This is a genomic window from Ancylobacter sp. 3268 (assembly GCF_031456575.1).
Lineage (GTDB): Bacteria > Pseudomonadota > Alphaproteobacteria > Rhizobiales > Xanthobacteraceae > Ancylobacter.
Genome location: NZ_JAVDUX010000013.1, coordinates 125763 through 142329 on the forward strand (window position 1 = coordinate 125763; position 16567 = coordinate 142329).

At 68.0% G+C, this 16567-nt stretch carries 14 protein-coding genes; 6 read left to right on the plus strand and 8 right to left on the minus strand.

Annotated elements, in window-relative coordinates:
- Positions 1-232 precede the first annotated feature (232 nt).
- Positions 233-553, plus strand: coding sequence for a 2Fe-2S iron-sulfur cluster-binding protein (locus J2X65_RS18595; RefSeq protein WP_310203944.1), 321 nt, complete (start codon positions 233-235; stop codon positions 551-553).
- Positions 554-939: 386 nt separating this feature from the next.
- Here the strand turns inward: J2X65_RS18595 and J2X65_RS18600 are convergent, their stop codons facing one another.
- Genes J2X65_RS18600 through J2X65_RS18610 form a run of 3 tightly spaced genes read right to left on the minus strand, consistent with a single transcriptional unit; the run spans position 940 to position 3966 of the window.
- Entirely contained in the window at positions 940-1983 is a 1044-nt protein-coding gene (locus tag J2X65_RS18600) for a TIGR01620 family protein (RefSeq protein ID WP_310203947.1), read from the minus strand.
- A gap of 2 nt (positions 1984-1985) precedes the next feature.
- The gene (locus tag J2X65_RS18605; protein ID WP_310203949.1) at positions 1986-3449 is read right to left on the minus strand and encodes a YcjX family protein; all 1464 of its coding nucleotides are present in this window, start codon (positions 3447-3449) and stop codon (positions 1986-1988) included.
- A gap of 4 nt (positions 3450-3453) precedes the next feature.
- Positions 3454-3966, minus strand: a complete 513-nt coding sequence (locus J2X65_RS18610) for a histidine phosphatase family protein (RefSeq protein WP_310203952.1) — start codon at positions 3964-3966, stop codon at positions 3454-3456.
- A 171-nt stretch (positions 3967-4137) separates the two neighbouring features.
- On the opposite strand from J2X65_RS18610, the gene J2X65_RS18615 reads away from it, so the two are divergent.
- Positions 4138-5001 (plus strand): MipA/OmpV family protein, encoded by an 864-nt coding sequence (locus J2X65_RS18615; protein ID WP_310203955.1) that lies wholly within the window; start codon positions 4138-4140, stop codon positions 4999-5001.
- Between the two features lie 444 nt (positions 5002-5445).
- Positions 5446-5862 (plus strand): RNA polymerase-binding protein DksA, encoded by a 417-nt coding sequence (gene dksA / locus J2X65_RS18620; protein ID WP_213363173.1) that lies wholly within the window; start codon positions 5446-5448, stop codon positions 5860-5862.
- Between the two features lie 84 nt (positions 5863-5946).
- Here dksA and J2X65_RS18625 read toward each other — a convergent pair whose 3' ends face one another.
- On the minus strand, positions 5947-6864 hold the full coding sequence (locus J2X65_RS18625) for a hypothetical protein (RefSeq protein ID WP_310203959.1): 918 nt from the start codon (positions 6862-6864) through the stop codon (positions 5947-5949).
- A 275-nt stretch (positions 6865-7139) separates the two neighbouring features.
- Between J2X65_RS18625 and cckA the strand changes: the two genes are divergently transcribed.
- The 3 genes from cckA to J2X65_RS18640 are packed head-to-tail and all read left to right on the plus strand — an operon-like array spanning position 7140 to position 13005.
- Entirely contained in the window at positions 7140-9647 is a 2508-nt protein-coding gene (gene cckA, locus J2X65_RS18630) for a cell cycle histidine kinase CckA (protein WP_404977752.1), read from the plus strand.
- A gap of 32 nt (positions 9648-9679) precedes the next feature.
- Positions 9680-11326, plus strand: a complete 1647-nt coding sequence (pgi, locus tag J2X65_RS18635) for a glucose-6-phosphate isomerase (protein ID WP_310203965.1) — start codon at positions 9680-9682, stop codon at positions 11324-11326.
- 50 nt (positions 11327-11376) lie between these two features.
- On the plus strand, positions 11377-13005 hold the full coding sequence (locus tag J2X65_RS18640) for an alpha-D-glucose phosphate-specific phosphoglucomutase (protein ID WP_310203967.1): 1629 nt from the start codon (positions 11377-11379) through the stop codon (positions 13003-13005).
- Positions 13006-13080: 75 nt separating this feature from the next.
- Here the strand turns inward: J2X65_RS18640 and J2X65_RS18645 are convergent, their stop codons facing one another.
- From J2X65_RS18645 to speB (J2X65_RS18660), 4 genes are all read right to left on the minus strand, one after another.
- On the minus strand, positions 13081-13551 hold the full coding sequence (locus J2X65_RS18645) for a MarR family transcriptional regulator (RefSeq protein WP_310203972.1): 471 nt from the start codon (positions 13549-13551) through the stop codon (positions 13081-13083).
- Between the two features lie 406 nt (positions 13552-13957).
- Complete coding sequence (gene dps, locus J2X65_RS18650; protein WP_310203974.1) at positions 13958-14446, minus strand: DNA starvation/stationary phase protection protein Dps; 489 nt, start codon at positions 14444-14446, stop codon at positions 13958-13960.
- A gap of 206 nt (positions 14447-14652) precedes the next feature.
- The gene (speB, locus tag J2X65_RS18655) at positions 14653-15609 is read right to left on the minus strand and encodes an agmatinase (protein WP_310203976.1); all 957 of its coding nucleotides are present in this window, start codon (positions 15607-15609) and stop codon (positions 14653-14655) included.
- Positions 15609-16565, minus strand: a complete 957-nt coding sequence (speB, locus tag J2X65_RS18660) for an agmatinase (RefSeq protein WP_310203979.1) — start codon at positions 16563-16565, stop codon at positions 15609-15611. Before speB (J2X65_RS18660) ends, speB (J2X65_RS18655) begins: the two co-directional genes overlap by 1 nt.
- Between the last annotated feature and the right edge of the window lie 2 nt (positions 16566-16567).

Below are 16567 nucleotides of genomic sequence, written 5' to 3' on the forward strand. Positions count from 1 at the left end.
ACCGCACCCGTATCCTACGCTTGTGGGACAAGAAAATGGAACTGGGGTTGATCGGCTGATTGTGGTTATCGTTAACGGGCTGTTCACCATGCCTGTTAACGCCTTGTTTTCAAAGCATTGCGTCGCGGCAGCCCTACGGAGGGCTAGGGTCGGGACGGCTGGCTTTCGCCGGCGAGCGAGTCTATCAAGTCACCCTAACCTGAATTTGTTCTTTTTCCACGAACGGTCAGCCATGCCGAAGATTACCTTTATCGACGCCGCCGGCACCGAGCGGGCGGTGGATGCGCCTGTCGGCTCCACGGTGATGGAGGCCGCGATCCGCAACGGCGTGCCGGGAATCGACGCCGAATGCGGCGGTGCCTGCGCCTGCGCTACCTGCCATGTCTATGTCGACGATACCTGGGTTGCCACCGTCGGCGAGCCGGGACCGATGGAAGAGGACATGCTCGACTTCGCGTCCGACGTTCAGCCGAACTCGCGGCTCTCCTGCCAGATCAAGATCACCGAGGCGTTGGACGGTCTCGTGGTGCGCACGCCCGCCCATCAGGGCTGAGGGTCCCGCATCGTCGCCGAAATGCGCCGCGCATTGCCCGCCCGGCCGTAAACGGATCGGCGGTGGTGATGAGGCGCGCCGGGAGCCTGACGTCCTCGCCGGCGGCTGAAACTCACCGGCCGTGCCGGGAGATGTGAGTCGTTTCAGCGGCTTATCCGCAGTTCCGCATGCGGTGATTCATCCGCTTCACAGCCGGATTCATCCGCTCCCTTCCTGATCCAGGCATGGGCGATGGACGGCATCGTGCGGCGCGGCGGGCTGAGGAAGTGATTCCGCTCGCCGTGCGATCCCGCTGGATTTCCACGAATTTTGGTGGCGCGCATGGGCCGCCTTGAGGCGGGGCACGCCAGCGGAATGGCTCGCGATCCGATTCAGCTGCCGCGGGCTCAGCCTTGTTTCGGCTCGTCTTTTTCGCCTTCCTTAGCGTTTCGTGCGATGAGCCCGGAGGCGACGTCGGAAAGCGCCGGCGCCGGCAGGGCGGCGAAGGGCAGCGGGCGCGTCACCTCGATGGCGGCAAGGCCGAGACGCGCGGTGAGCAGGCCGTTCACCACCCCTTCGCCCAGCCGCGCCGACAGCTTGGCGGCGATGCCGTGGCCGACCAACTGCTGCAGGATGGAATCGCCGGCCGCCATGCCCCCGGTGACGGCGAGATGGGCAACCACCTGCCGGAATAGCCGGATCATGCCGAGCGTGCCGGGGCGCCCGCCATAGAGCAGCGACAGCCGGCGCACGAGGCCGACCGCGGTCAGCAGCACGAAGATGAGATCCACGGCCGCCCGCGGCGAGACGGCGGTGACCACCGATACGCGCTTGGCGGCATCCGACACCAGCCGCGTCGCCTCGGCATCCAGCGGCGCCATCAGATGGCGCTCGGTCAGGCGCACCAGATCGGCGCCGTCGATGATGGCGTCGAGATGACCGGCAAGCTCGGTGCGGGCACGAAACAGGCGAGGGGAGGTCTTGGCGAGCGCCATGAGTTCGTGGGTCACCGCTTCGGCCTGTCTGCGGTCGTCCTTGGCGATGGCCTCCGCCGCCTGCTCGCGCAGTGCGTTGAGCGTTCGCAGGCGCATCAGGCCGAACACCTCGCGCCCCAGCAGGGCGAGGGCGCCGGCGACGAACAGCGCCGCAAAGCCGAGGCCGGTGTAGCCGAGCCAGTCGGCGCGGGCGAACAGGTCTTCGATCAGCTTGGAGACGGCAAGGCCGAGCCCGAGCGAGACGAGGCCGCCAAGGCCGGTCCAGAACAGCGTGCTCCAGCGCGAGGCGCTCGGCGGCGGGGCCGGCAGCGGCTGCGTCTCGTCCGGTTCCGGCAGGGCGAGGCTGGGGGTGACGACGATGGCGCCGCGCGGGGCGGCGCGGCCGTCCTCGGCGAGTACGACATCCGGGTCGTCGAGGCGGAAGGCTTGCGGGCGGCGGGGGCTCTTGTCGCTCATGATCACCTCAGCCGGTCGCCGAGCAGGAAGTCGAGGGCGCGGTCGAGCCGGATATGCGGCAGGGCGAGGGAGCGTCCCTCGGCATTACGCGTCACCAGCGGTGGCCGGAAGCGCAGGAAGCGGAAATCGCCGCCCTCGGCGTCGGCCAGCCCGCGAAAGCCGAGACTGGGATCGAACAGCGCGGCGGGGTTTTCCGGCAGGTCGCCCGGGAAGACGGCGGCCTCGGCGAGGCCGTCAAAGGCATCGGCGCCGTGCTGGCCGGCTTCCGGCACACCTATGATGGCGGGCAGCGCGGTGCGGCCGCGCTTGACGCTGGCCTCGCGCGTGGCGCGGACCGCGGCGAGGGCCACCACGTCGATCTCGGCGCCGGTGCCTTCGGTGCGGGCCAGCGCGCGTTCGACGAGGCGGCGCAGGATCGCTTCCAGCCGGTCGTGGCTGGCGTGATGGAGATGATCCGCCTTGGTGGCGGCGAACAGCACTTTATCGATGCGGTGGCGGAACAACGCGGTGAGCCACGAATCGCGGCCGGTGCGGAAGGCGGCGAGGATGCCGTCGAGCGCGGCCTCCAGATCGGCCAGCGCCGCCGGGCCGGCATTGAGCGCGGCCAGCACGTCGATCAGCACGATCTGCCGGTCGAGCCGGGCGAAATGATCGCGGAAGAAGGGGCGGACGATGCGCTCCTTATAGGCCTCGAAGCGCCGCTCCATCATGGCGTGCAGCGAGCCGGGAGCAGCCTCGGTGGCCGGGGGCAGGTCGAGCGGGGCGAAGGTGAGGGCGGGCGAGCCTTCGAGATCGCCGGGCATCAGGAAGCGGCCGGGCGGCAGCAGGCTCATCGACACCGCCTCGGCGCGGCAGGCGGCGAGATAATCGGTGAACAGCGCCGCCAACTGGCGCGCCTGAGCCTCGTCGGCCGGGACTTCCGGCGGGGCGGTCGCGAGTCCGGCGAGGAAGGGGGCGGCGAGCGCAGCACGAGCCGGGGCGCGGGCGAGCGACAGGCTCTGCGCGGCAAAATCGGCATAGGACTGGTGGAGCAGCGGCAGATCGAGCAGCCACTCGCCGGGATAATCGACGATATCGAGGGTGAGGCTGCGCCGGCCGCCGCGGGCGGGCGCATAGTCGATGGCGAGGCGCAGCTCGCTGATGCGGCGGGTGGATTCCGGCCAGCGGCGCTCATCCACCAATGTGGCGAGGTGGCCTTCATAGTCGAAGCGCGGCACCGCGTCGTCGGGTTGCGGCTCCAGATTGGCGCGGGCGATGCGGCCCTCATGCATAGCGCGGAACACCGGCATCCGCTCACCGCGCATCAGCGCGTGGACGAGGGCGGTGGTGAACACCGTCTTGCCGGCACGCGACAGGCCGGTGATGCCCAGGCGCAGCGTCGGATTGGTGAGTTCCTCGGCGCGGTCGAGCAGGGTGAAGGCGGCGAGCCGGGCCTCCTCCACCAGCGATTCGTACCAGGACGGCAAAGCCTCAATCCTCCTCGGCTTCGAGGCTGCGCGGCGTGACGAAGCGCTCCAGCGTGCCGGTGCCGGGGCCGACCTCGGCCCAGCCTTTCGCCGGCAGATCGATCACCGCCAGCCCGCCGGTGGGGAATTTCACCGGCAGCCGCGCGCGGTCGGCCGCTGCCACCAGGCGCGCGGTGAGCGATTCGAGGCCCGGGTTGTGGCCGACCAGCATGAGCGGGGAATCGGTGCCGCGCCGGCGAATGACGTCGAGCAGCATCTCGGGCGCCGCCTCGTAGATCGCCTCCTCATAGGTGGTGGGCGGCGGCGAGGCCCAGGAATCGCACGCGGCAGCCCAGGTTTCCAGCGTGCGGCGGGCCGGCGAGACCAGCACCTGGGACGGGGTGAGGCCCGAGCGCACCATGTAGGTGCCCATGACCGGCGCCGCCTTGCGGCCGCGCGGCGCGAGCGGGCGCTCGCGATCGGCCACACCGGCGGGCCAGTCGGATTTGGCGTGGCGGAACAGCATGAGGCGCAGCATGGCGTGAACTCGAACCAGAGGAATGACACAGACCTATATAGGCGTGGCACGGTCGATTGCCCGCCGATGCGATATTGTGACAAACGACTTCCGTTAAGTGACTTTTCCGCAACCAAAGTTCGGCTAGGCTGGTCTATGAACGAGCGGTAACGCGGGCATAGGGTTGGGTAGATGCGGTCGATCGGTGTAACGGGACTGGCAGTCGCGGCGAGTGTGCTGGGATTCGCGACGCTGGCGCAGGCTGCCGACATGTCGGCCGTCCAGCCGGTGACCATCCAGACGGAGACGCCGACCGATCGGCAGTGGACGCTGACGCTGGGCGGTTATGTCACGGGCCAGCCCGAATATCTGGGCTCGGGCAACTACGAGGTCGGCTTCATGCCGATCATCAGCATCGACCGCGCCAATGAGCTGAGCCGCTTCAGCAGCTTCAACGACAGCCCGAGCATTGCGCTGTTCAATGTCGGCACCTTCGAGCTTGGCCCGGTGGCCAACATGGTGTGGAAGCGCGACGAGGGTGATTCGTCCGACCTGCGCGGCCTCGGCGACATCGATTACGCCTTCGAGGTCGGCGGCTACCTGCAATTCTATCCGCTCGACTGGCTGCGCTTCCGCACCGAGGTGCGCTACGGCTTTGGCGGCTATGAGGGCGTGGTGGCGGATTTCGCGCTCGATGCCATCCATTTCGCCGATTACTGGGGCGGCCTCACCGTCTCCGGCGGTCCGCGCCTGAAGATGGCGAGTTCCGGCTTCGTCGACACCTATTTCGGCATCACCCCGGAACAGTCGGCCACGGCGATCTCGCTGGGCAACGATCTCGCTCCCTATCAGGCTGGCGGCGGCGTCTATTCGGTGGGCGTCGGCGGCCAGGTCATGAAACGCTTCAACCCCAACTGGACCGGCTCGATCTTCGCCGAATACGAGTATCTGACCGGCGATGCCGCCGACAGCCCGCTTGTGGTGCAGAACGGCGACCGCAACCAGTTCCAGGCTGGCGTCTCGCTGTCCTACACCTTCTTCCTCGGCATCCAGTGAGCCTGCGCCTCGCCAGGCGTAGCCGAGCATGATCAAGGCCCCGCCCGGTGCAGTGCCGGGTGGGGCCTTTCGTTTTTCCGGATCGTCGTTCCCCGTTCCGCCATTCCGCGAGGATGACGCTTGCGGGCGCCTATGCGTGGAGGTAGTGGGGCGCTTTGCCTGCGCCTTTGCCGCCGAGCCCGGTGCGCCGCGCTCGACCCGAGCCGCGGGTTTGTTGCCGTGGTTTTTCATTCACCGGCCGCGGCCGTCCCGATGCGAAGGCGGCGTTGTTTCCGGCCGGGGAGGGCGGGACGGGGGGCTTGCCTGCAATTTCCGCGCAAGCTGCTGAAAAATCCGCCATTTCATGTCATGTGGATGACAATGAGGACGGTTGTACGGCGCGGTTCGGAACGCTATAAGCTGCGCCCGAAAGGGGCATACCCTGCAACACGAGGACGAAGGCCGATGTCGGTAGTCATCGACGAGGAATATCGCCCCCGCGAGGACGAGCCTTTCATGAATGAGCGGCAGCGGGAGTATTTCCGCCTCAAGCTGCTGCAGTGGAAGGATGACATTCTGCGCGAGGCGAAGGAAACCCTTCAGCATCTCCAGGACGAAAATCAGAATCACCCGGACATCGCCGACCGGGCTTCTTCCGAAACCGACCGTGCCATCGAATTGCGGGCGCGCGACCGCCAGCGCAAGCTGATCGCCAAGATCGACGCCGCGCTGGAACGTATCGACGACGGCAGCTACGGCTATTGCGAAGAGACCGGCGATCCGATTTCGCTCAAGCGTCTCGAAGCCCGGCCGATTGCTACCCTGTCGATCGAGGCACAGGAGCGTCACGAGCGCCGCGAGCGCGTCTATCGCGACGATTGATCCGCACGCCGCGCGATCCGATCAGACGAAAAGAGCGGCCCGCCATGCCGGCGAGCCGCTCTTTTCATATTCCGATGGCCGTCTTTACGGACGGCGGTTGCGGCCGAGCAGGCTTGCCATTTCGGCCTCGAAATCCGGATCGACGACGCCGGGGCGCTCGGCCGGCTGCACCGGCGGTACCTCGGCGCGCGGGTTCTCGACGGCAGCTTCCGCCGGCCCGATAGCCGGCGCGGCGCGGGAAGTCGCCTCCGCCGTCGGGCGGCGCAGCGTCGCTTCCAGCTGATCGACCATGCCGGCGAAATGCGGGTCGAGCTTCACCGCCACGCGGCCGGTGCCGCCGGGCGCGCGCGTCTCTTCGGTCGGGGGCGCCGCGGCGGGCCGGTTTTCGGCGGCCGGCGGCTCGGCAGGGGCGGGCTCCGGTACGATTTCGGTCGCGTCGAAGACCGGCACCGGCGGCTCGGCCGGCTTGATCGGCTTGGGCCGGGCATCCGGGACGGTGGCCGCGGCGGCGACCACCGATGCCGCTGCCGCTGTAACCGCCGGCCTGGGCGCGCCGGTCGCGGGCGTGCCCGGGACTGTCGGAGGCGGGGCCATCTCGCGCACCGGAGTCGCCTCGCGCACCGGGGCCACCGGACGGGGAGCCGGCACCGGCTTGGAAGGGGCCGGCGGCGCGCGCTCGGCCACGGGCGCCGGTTCCGCCGGGGCAACGGCCTGCCGGGTCGGGGGACGGCCGATGCCGGCCTCGACCAGGAAATCGCTGCCGCCGCCGAGAATGACGAGGTGCTGGACATCGTCCCGCTGGATCAGCACCAGTCGCCGGGTCTCGTCGATGGGTATCTGGTCGAGCACCGCCAGGCGAAGGCCGCCGACGGTGACGGGACGGTGGCGGTTGCGCCGGCCGAGCCGGATCACCAGCACGACGAGAAGGATGAGGCCGATGCCTATGGCAGCCAGCACGCCGGTGCCGGTGAGGCTGCCATTAGCGAAGAGCGTGTCGAACATAAAGCTTGTCTCCCTGGTGCCGCGGGGCCGGCTGACGGCCGCCGACGGCATCGCTCGCCTCTTTTTGGAGCGGAACCGGGGCTGCGGCAACCCTGGCTCGCGTTCAAGCGCCTTTCCGTCCTACGCCCCCACTGGGGCAAATCTGGTGCCGGGCCAAATCCGCCCTTGCCCCTGCGGGCGCGCTCGGGCACCAAAGGGAATCAGTGACTCGCCTTCCGAGGCATCGGCGGAGGCTCTATCGCGCCGGCGGATGCAGGACGGCTTCTGGCATGGACATGGCGGACAGCGGACCCGACGATCACCTTCTCGACCGTCGTGAAATCGGCGGCAGCATCCGCCTGGTGCTGGCGGTGGCGCTGGCGCTCGTCGGCGCGGTGGTGTCGCTGCTGCTGCTCGGACGCGAGAATGCCGACCCCTGGATCGTCGGCCTGCTCAGCGCGCTGGCGGTGATCGGCGTCTTCGCCCTGTTCGCCTATGCCGCCGGGCTGCTGCGCTTCGGCATGCCCGACCCCTCCGACGAACTCGCCCGCCGCATCGTCGATGGCGCGCCGGAAGGCATGAGCATCGTCGATGCGCTTGGCCGCGTGCTGCACGCCAATGCCAGTTACCTCGCCATTACCGGCGCCAGCTCCATGGATGATGTCCGCCCGGTCGAGCGGCTGTTCACCGCCGATCCCGACGCCTCGGAAGCGGTCTATCGTCTGGCGCAGGGCGTGCGCGACGGCCGCGCGGTCTCCGAGGAAGTGCGCATTGCCAGCCTGCCGGGAGGGGCGGTGCGCTGGCTGAGGCTCGGGGCCCGTCCGGCGCCGGGCCGGGCGGTCATCTGGACGGTGACCGATCTCACCCGCGAAAGGGAACGGCAGGAGACCGCCTTTCTCGAGCTCCAGCACGTCATCGACTATCTCGACCACGCCCCGGCGGGGTTCTTTTCGGCGGCCGGCGGAGCGATCCACTACATCAATGCCACGCTGGTGGACTGGCTCGGCTACGACCTTGCCGAGTTCGGGCCGGGCGGGCTGACCGTCGCCGATATCGTGCCCGGCCCTTCCGCCGCGCTGCTGACCGGCATGACGCCGACGCCCGGCGGGGTGCGCACCGAGGTGTTCGACCTCGACCTGAAGCGCAAGAACGGTCAGCGCCTGCCGGTGCGCATGTGGCACCGCGTCTCCTTTGCCGCCGACGGCTCGCCGGGAGCCTCGCGCACCCTGGTGGTGAACCGCTCCCGCGCCGACAACGAGGCAGATCCGCTGCGGGCGGCGGAGGTGCGTTTCGCCCGGTTCTTCCACAATTCGCCGATCGCCATCGCCACCATCGACCGCAAGGGGCGGATCGTGCGGGCCAACGCCATGTTCGCCCGCCAGTTCGGCGGCGGCGGCGACACCGGGCAGGCGCGCCGGCTCGTCGAGGCCGCGGCGGAGAACTCTCGGCCGGCTCTCGTCGCCGGGCTGGAACAGGTGCTCACCGGCCATGCGCCACCGGGCCCGGTGGATGTCGGCTTCGCCGGCGACAGCGCCCGCTCCGCCCGCTTCTACCTCGCACCGGTCGAGGATGGCGGCGAGGAGGCCGAGGCCGCCATCGTCTATGCCATCGAGACCACCGAGCAGCGCACGCTGGAGGCGCAGTTCGCGCAGAGCCAGAAAATGCAGGCGGTGGGCCAACTGGCCGGCGGCGTGGCGCACGACTTCAACAACGTGCTCACCGCCATCATCGGCTATTCCGACCTTCTGCTCGCCAATGCGCGGCCGACCGATCCGTCCTTCCAGGACGTGATGCAGATCAAGCAGAACGCCAATCGTGCCGCCGGCCTGGTGCGCCAGCTGCTCGCCTTCTCCCGCCGCCAGACGCTGCGCCCGCAGGTGCTGAACCTCGGCGACGTGATGAGCGACCTTTCCATGCTGCTGCGGCGCCTGCTCGGCGAGCGGGTGAAGCTGGAAGTGAAGGAGGGGCGTGGCCTCTGGCCGGTGAAGGCCGACCTCAACCAGTTCGAGCAGGTGATCGTCAACCTGGCGGTGAACGCCCGCGACGCCATGCCGGACGGCGGCACGCTGACCATTCGCACCGCCAACGTCACGGCGGCGGAGACGGAGCCCTACGCCCGCGCCGGCCTGCCGGCGGCCGACCATGTGCTGGTGGAGGTGATGGACACCGGCTCCGGCATTCCCTCCGAGATCATCGACAAGATCTTCGAGCCGTTCTTCTCCACCAAGGAGGTCGGCAAGGGGACCGGCCTTGGTCTGTCGACGGTGTATGGCATCGTCAAGCAGACCGGCGGCACCATCGATCTCGAGAGTGTGCCGGGCCGCGGCACGGTGTTCCGCGTGTTCCTGCCGCGCCATGTGCCGGAGGTGGACGACGCGCCGGCGAAAGTGCCCGAACCGGAGGTGGCCGCCAAGCCGGCCGACCTCACCGGGCGCGGCACGCTGCTGCTGGTCGAGGATGAGGAAGCGGTACGCGCCTTCGCGGCGCGCGCACTCGCCTCGCGCGGCTATCAGGTACTGGAAGCCGGCTCCGGCATTGAAGCGCTGGAAGTGATGGAGGCCCATGGCAACGCGGTGCAACTCGTGCTTTCCGACGTGGTGATGCCGGAAATGGACGGGCCGAGCCTCTTGCGGGAGTTGCGGGTCTCCTATCCCGACATAAAAGTCATATTCATGTCGGGTTATGCCGAGGAGGCCTTCGCCAAAAACCTGCCCGAAGGTGCGGATTTCGGCTTTTTGCCGAAGCCATTTACGCTGAAGCAATTGATCGAAGCGGTAAAGGACAGCCTCGCGCCGACATCGTAGGCTGCCATGGATTGCCAGAGCCGGAGATATTTATGAGCGCCGACCTCGACCGGATTTTCAACGCCCTCAACGACAGCCATGCCCGGGAAAAGGGCGCCACACTTGCTAGCCTGTTTGCCGCCGATCCCGATCGCTTCAGCCGGTTCTCGCTGCGGCTCGACGATCTTCTTCTTGATTATTCAAAGACTTCGCTGACAGACGCTAGCCGTGCGCTGCTGCTCGACCTCGCCCGTGCCGCCGGGGTGGAGGCCAAGCGCGACGCCATGCTCTCGGGCGCGCGCATCAACATCACCGAAAACCGCGCCGTGCTCCACACCGCGCTGCGCCGGCGGGCGGGCGAGGTGGTGCTCGTCGACGGGCAGGACGTCATGCCGGAGGTCGTCGGCGTGCTCGCCGCCATGGGCGTCTTCGCCGAGGGCGTACGGGCCGGTACGGTGACCGGTGAGGGTGGCGAACGCTTCACCGACGTGGTGAATATCGGCATCGGCGGGTCGGACCTCGGACCGGCCATGGCGACGCTGGCGCTGGCTCCCTATCATGACGGGCCGCGGCTGCATTTCGTCTCCAATGTCGACGGCGCGCATCTCTACGACACGCTGAAGTCGCTCGACCCGAAGACGACGCTGTTTATCGTCGCCTCCAAGACCTTCACCACCCAGGAGACCATGGCGAATGCCCGCTCGGCGCGCGCCTGGCTGGCCGGGGCGCTGGGCGAGGCGGCGGTCGGCTCGCATTTCGCCGCCGTCTCCACCGCGCTCGACAAGGTGGCGGCGTTCGGCATCGCTCCCGATCGCGTCTTCGGCTTCTGGGACTGGGTCGGCGGGCGTTACTCGATCTGGTCGGCGGTCGGCCTGCCGCTGATGATCGCCATCGGGGCGGAGGCGTTCCGTTCCTTCCTCGATGGCGCCGCCGATCTCGACGCGCATTTCGCCGGCGCGCCGCTGGAGGAGAACCTGCCGGTGCTGCTGGCGCTCACCGGCATCTGGCACCGCGACATCTGCGGCTACGCCACCCGTGCCGTGATCCCCTATGACCAGCATCTCGCAAGGCTGCCGGCCTATCTCCAGCAGCTCGACATGGAGAGCAATGGCAAGCGCGTCACCCGCGAGGGCAAGCCGGTCGCCCATGACACCGGACCGGTGGTCTGGGGCGAACCGGGCACCAACGGCCAGCACGCCTTCTTCCAGCTGATCCACCAGGGCACCAGCCCGATCCCGGTGGAGTTCCTCGTCGCCGCGCGCGGCCACGAGCCGGGGCTGGAGCGCCACCACACCATGCTGATGGCCAACTGCCTCGCCCAGTCCGAGGCGCTGATGCGCGGGCGCACGCTGGAGGAGGCGCGGAGCCAGCTGCTCGCCAAGGGCGTGGCGCCGGAAGAGGCGGATCGCCTGGCGCCGCACCGGGTGTTCCCCGGCTCGCGGCCGTCGGTGACGTTGGCCTATGGCACTCTCGATCCGTACGCGCTGGGGCGCATCATCGCGCTCTACGAGCACCGGGTCTTCGTCGAAGGGGCGATCTGGGACATCAACAGCTTCGACCAATGGGGGGTGGAGCTGGGCAAGGAACTCGCCGACACGCTGCTGCCGGCCGTGGAGAGCGGTGTCGCGCCACCCTCGCTGAGCGGGTCCTCGGCCGGACTCTTGCAGCATCTCAGCGCGTTGGGCGCGCCCGCCGCCTGATCTTTCCGCCCATTCGCGTTCCATGCATTGGCGTATCCTTTGGGGGTAAAATGATCCGCACCGTCGCCACCACGCCCTTCGACGGGCAGAAGCCGGGTACATCCGGCCTGCGCAAGAAGGTGCCCGTGTTCCAGCAGCCGCACTATGTCGAGAATTTCATCCAGTCGGTCTTCGACAGCCTGGAGAACTATGAGGGAGAGACGCTCGTCATCGGCGGCGACGGGCGCTACTTCAACCGCGAGGCGATCCAGACGGTGATCAAGATGGCCGCCGCCGCCGGGTTCGGCCGCGTGCTGGTCGGCAAGGGCGGCATCCTGTCGACACCGGCCGCCTCCTGCGTGATCCGCAAGCACGAGGCCTTCGGCGGCATCGTGCTGTCGGCGAGCCACAATCCCGGCGGTCCGCACGGCGATTTCGGCATCAAGTACAATATCGGCAATGGCGGGCCGGCGCCCGAGCGCATCACGGATGCCATCTTCGAGCGCAGCAAGACCATCACCGCCTACAAGATCTCCGATGCCGACGACATCGACCTCGACGTGCCGGGCCTTGCCCGCGTCGAGGACATGGTGGTCGATGTCATCGATCCGGTGGAAGACTATGCCGAGCTGATGGCGCAGCTGTTCGACTTCGGCGCCATTCGCGACCTGTTCGCCGGCGGCTTTTCCATGCGCTTCGACGCCATGAGCGCGGTGACCGGCCCCTATGCCAAGGCGATTCTGGAAGGCGAACTCGGCGCGCCGGAAGGCACGGTGGTGCATGGCGAGCCGCTGCCGGATTTCGGCGGCCACCATCCCGACCCGAATCTGGTCCACGCCAAGGACCTCTACGACCTTCTGATGTCCGACAAGGCGCCCGATCTCGGCGCCGCCTCGGATGGCGACGGCGATCGCAACCTGATCATCGGCCGCGGCCAGTTCGTCACGCCATCCGACTCGCTCGCCATGATCGCCGCCAACGCGCATCTGGCGCCGGGCTACAAGGCGGGCATCGCCGGCATCGCCCGTTCCATGCCGACCTCGGGCGCGGCGGACCGCGTCGCCGAGAAGCTCGGCATCACCTGCTACGAGACGCCGACCGGCTGGAAGTTCTTCGGCAACCTGCTCGATGCCGGCCTCGCCACCGTCTGCGGCGAGGAGAGCGCCGGCACCGGCTCCAACCATGTGCGCGAGAAGGACGGGCTGTGGGCGGTGCTCATGTGGCTCAACATCCTCGCCGCCCGCAAGCAGAGCGTGGCCGAGATCGTCCGCGAGCATTGGGCGACCTATGGCCGCAACTACTATACGCGCCACGATTATGAGGAGGTCGACAGCGCCGCCGCCGACGGGCTGATGGCGGACCTGCGCGGCCGGCTCGACGGGCTGGCCGGGCAGGTGCTCGGCGGGCTCACCGTGGAGAAGGCGGACGACTTCGCCTATCATGACCCGGTCGACGGCTCGGTGACGACGAAGCAGGGCGTGCGGGTGTTCTTCACCGACGGGTCGCGCATCGTGTACCGGCTGTCCGGCACCGGCACCGCCGGGGCAACGCTGCGCGTCTATATCGAGCGTTTCGAGCCGGACGCCGGCCGGCATGAGCTGGAAACGCAGGCGGCGCTGGCCGACCTGATCGCCATCTCGCGCAGCCTGCCGGACATCGAAGGCCGTACCGGGCGCCGCGCGCCGGACGTGATCACCTGAAGGCGATGCGCGCTTCGAGAAAAGAAAAGGGCGCCTCGGGCGCCCTTTTATTGTCCGGCTTGCGCGGAGGGCGGCTCAGTTGCCCTCGCCGTAGCGCAGCGAACCTGTCCACAACATTTCGAGGCGGCGCAGCACGTTATAGGCGGTGACGAGGTCACGGGCGTCGGCATCGTCGCGCACGTTCTGCCGGTGCACCGAATCATGGATGGCGCGGATGCGGTCGCACAGCTCGACCGCCTTGGGGGTCAGCCTCAACCGCGCCGAGCGGCGATCACGCTGCGATGCCGTGCGGTTCACATAGCCCGCATCCACGAGCTGCTTGAGATTGTAGGAGGCGTTGGAGCCGAGATAATGGCCGCGCTCCAACAGGTCGCGCACCGACAGTTCGTCGGCCCCGATGGTGAACAGCAGCATGACCTGCGAGGGGCTGATGTCGTCGGTGGACAGGCGCGTGAGTTCCATGCGCAAAAGATCGAGGAAGCGCCGGTGCGCCCGTTCGATCAGCCGCGCGATCTCCAGATGGGTGATGACAGAATCACCCGTCACATCGTGAGACCCTTGCGGATCCGATGGGATGATGTCGCGATCAAACTCGTTCTCCGGCGTTTTGCCGGGCGAAGCCGCGTTACCAGCCATACGGTATCATCCCCTCTTGCCAACGCAATACAGCGGTTTTCCAGCACACCCGCAAGGTGCCGCACCGATTCTTTAGCGGTTGGATCCTAAATGCTGATGCGAAAAAGACAAATGTGAGGAGAGGGTCCCCGGCTGCTTGCGCACCGGCAAGTGATGCCAAGCAGTGGCGGGCAGATCGCAGCGGTTTCTTGCTGCCGATGTGTCCCGCCTGCCCGGAAGCATTCCCGCCGGCGGGTTCCGCCGTGCGGGGCCGGATGCAACGAGCCCGCTCCAATCTCGGCCATCGACGCGGCGATGGCCGAGGCGGCGGGGAATCTCAGCCGGGTTCCTGGAGGTGGGCTTCGAGAAACCACAGTGCCTTGTCGAGATCACGCGAGGCGGCGGTGAAGATGTCGGCCGTGGTCGGATCGCCGGCCTCGTCGGCCTCGTCGATCGCCTTGCGCACGGTGTTCGCCACCTTGGCGTAGCGCGCGATCAGCGCCTCCAGATGCGCCTTCACCTTGAAGATGTCGGTGGGGTAGGGATCGAGCGACGTTGCCTTCGCCACCGTCTGGGTGGTGCCAAGCGCGGTGCCGCCGAGCTGGACCACCCGCTCGGCCATGGTATCCACATGATCGTCGAGCTGGGTGCGGAAACCGTCCAGCATCTCATGCACCGCGATGAACTGCGGTCCCTTGAGATTCCAGTGCGCCTGCTTGGTGGCGAGGGCAAGGTCGATGGAGGCCGCGACATTGCTGTTGAGCAGGTCGATGGCCACGTTCTTGGCGTTGGACGGAAGATCGTTGCTGGTTTTGTGCGAATGCATGTCGCCTCTCTCTCACTGACGAACCCGGCGGCGCATCTTGGCACCGCCGGTGCGCGGGAGACCACCCCCGCCCGGCTTCGATACAGAGGAAATCGGGCGGACAGCGCGCGGTTTAAGCGGTAGGCGCTTGCCGTAACGATCTGCCGTAACGATCTGCCGCAACGATCTGCCGCAACGATCTGCCGCAGCGGCCCGCCCGAGGAAGCTCAGGCCCGGCGGTTGTGCAGGATGCGGCCGATGAAGTTCAGCAGCACCTGCGCGGCGAGGATGGCGGTGATGCCGCCGGCATCGTATTCGCGCGCCACCTCGACGAGGTCGACGCCCACCACCGTGCCGCGCTTGGTCAGCCCGTCCAGCAGTTCCAGCACCTCGTAATAGGCGAAGCCGCCATGGCTCGGCGTGCCCGTTCCCGGCGCGATGGAGGGATCGAAGCCATCGATGTCGATGGTGACATAGTAGCGCCTGCCCTCCGGAATGCGGGCCAGCACCGCCTCGGTGCCGAGCTTGCGGATCTGCCTTACGCTGAGGATGTCCGAGCCCATGGCGCGCGCCGCCTCGTAGCCTTCGCGGGCGGTGGAGGACACGTTGCGGATGCCGAGCTGGGTGAGGCCGGTGACGTAGTCCTTCTCGGCGGCGCGGCGCAGCGGGTTGCCGTGGCCGAAGCGCACCCCGTGCCGCTCGTCGACGAAGTCGAGATGCGCGTCGAACTGGACGATGTGGATCGGCTCCTGGTCCGAGAAGGCGTTGATGCAGGGGATGTTGATCGAGTGATCGCCGCCCAGCACCACCGGGATCGCCCCCGCCTTCAGGATGGCGCGCACGCCGGCCTCGATATTGGCGTGGCTGCCGACCGTGTCGGTGTGGATGATATCGGCGTCGCCGATGTCGACGATGCGGGTGTTCTCGGCGGCGAGATAGGTGACGTCGTCCTCATGGTCATAGGCACCCGCGTGCCCGAAGGAGAACAGCGTCGAGGCCTCGCGGATGGCGCGCGGCCCGGTACGGGTGCCGGTGCGCCACTGGGTGCCGAGATCGAAGGGCGCACCGAGCACCGCGACGTCGGCGTCGATCGTGTCCCAGTCGAGCTGGAGCGGGTATTTGCCGAAGGTGCAGATGCCGACGAAGGGCAAGTCGAGCCGGCCGCCTTCATAACCATGGGCCATCACTTGTCTCCTTTCGCGTCGACGACGCCGGCGAGCACGCAGAGCAGCTCGAACAGGATGGTGGCGCCGGTCAGCGCCGTGAGGCCCGACGGATCGAGCGGCGGGGCGACCTCGACAACATCGGCGCCGATCAGGTTCAGCCCATCGAGCCTGCGCACCAGAAGCTGGGCCTCGCGGGTAGAAAGGCCGCCGATCTCCGGCGTGCCGGTGCCCGGCGCCTGCGAGGGATCAATGCCGTCGATGTCGAAGGTGACATAGGTCGGCTTGTCGCCGACGATCGCGCGGGCCTCGGCCATCACCTCGGCGACGCCGCGCTCGGCGAATTCCTCGATGAAGATCATGCGGATGCCGGCGGCCTTGGCAAAGTCGTAGTTCGCCGCATCCGAGATCGCCCCGCGCAGGCCGATCTGGACGAAGCGCGTCGGGTCGACCAGCCCCTCTTCGATGGCGCGGCGGAACGGCGTGCCGTGATTGTAGCGGCTGCCGCCGAAGAAGCTGTCATAGGTGTCGGAATGGGCGTCGAACTGGATCAGCCCGACCGGGCCGTCCGCGGCCAGCCCGCGCAGGATCGGCAGGGTGACGAGATGATCGCCGCCGGCGGTGAGCGGCAGGGTGCCGGCCGCCTTCACCCCGGCATAATGCGCCGAGATGAGGTCGAGCGTGCGCATCAGGTCCATCGGATCGACCGCCACGTCGCCGCAATCGGCGATGCGGGCGCGGTCATAGGGCGACAGGCCGGTGACGTGATGCACGCGGCGCATCAGGCTCGACTGGTTGCGGATCTCGCGCGGGCCGTGGCGGGTGCCGACGCGGTTGGTGGCGCCGCCGTCATAGGGGATGCCGAGCAGGGCGATATCGACCTCGGCCGGCTCGGCCTGCGGCAGCCGCATGAAGGTGGGAATGCCGGCATAGCGGGGCACGGCGCCGGAATCGAGCGGCTCGAACTGCGTGGTCATGA

What these genes read in the sequence shown, in the direction of transcription:
- J2X65_RS18625 (WP_310203959.1), bottom strand. Translation starts at nt 6,864, where the DNA reads ATGTTCGACACGCTCTTCGCTAATGGCAGCCTCACCGGCACCGGCGTG.
- J2X65_RS18640 (WP_310203967.1), top strand. Translation starts at nt 11,377, where the DNA reads ATGATCCGCACCGTCGCCACCACGCCCTTCGACGGGCAGAAGCCGGGT.
- dps (WP_310203974.1), bottom strand. Translation starts at nt 14,446, where the DNA reads ATGCATTCGCACAAAACCAGCAACGATCTTCCGTCCAACGCCAAGAAC.
- J2X65_RS18600 (WP_310203947.1), bottom strand. Translation starts at nt 1,983, where the DNA reads ATGAGCGACAAGAGCCCCCGCCGCCCGCAAGCCTTCCGCCTCGACGAC.
- cckA (WP_404977752.1), top strand. Translation starts at nt 7,140, where the DNA reads ATGGCGGACAGCGGACCCGACGATCACCTTCTCGACCGTCGTGAAATC.
- J2X65_RS18610 (WP_310203952.1), bottom strand. Translation starts at nt 3,966, where the DNA reads ATGCTGCGCCTCATGCTGTTCCGCCACGCCAAATCCGACTGGCCCGCC.
- J2X65_RS18615 (WP_310203955.1), top strand. Translation starts at nt 4,138, where the DNA reads ATGCGGTCGATCGGTGTAACGGGACTGGCAGTCGCGGCGAGTGTGCTG.
- dksA (WP_213363173.1), top strand. Translation starts at nt 5,446, where the DNA reads ATGTCGGTAGTCATCGACGAGGAATATCGCCCCCGCGAGGACGAGCCT.
- pgi (WP_310203965.1), top strand. Translation starts at nt 9,680, where the DNA reads ATGAGCGCCGACCTCGACCGGATTTTCAACGCCCTCAACGACAGCCAT.
- J2X65_RS18595 (WP_310203944.1), top strand. Translation starts at nt 233, where the DNA reads ATGCCGAAGATTACCTTTATCGACGCCGCCGGCACCGAGCGGGCGGTG.
- speB (WP_310203979.1), bottom strand. Translation starts at nt 16,565, where the DNA reads ATGACCACGCAGTTCGAGCCGCTCGATTCCGGCGCCGTGCCCCGCTAT.
- speB (WP_310203976.1), bottom strand. Translation starts at nt 15,609, where the DNA reads ATGGCCCATGGTTATGAAGGCGGCCGGCTCGACTTGCCCTTCGTCGGC.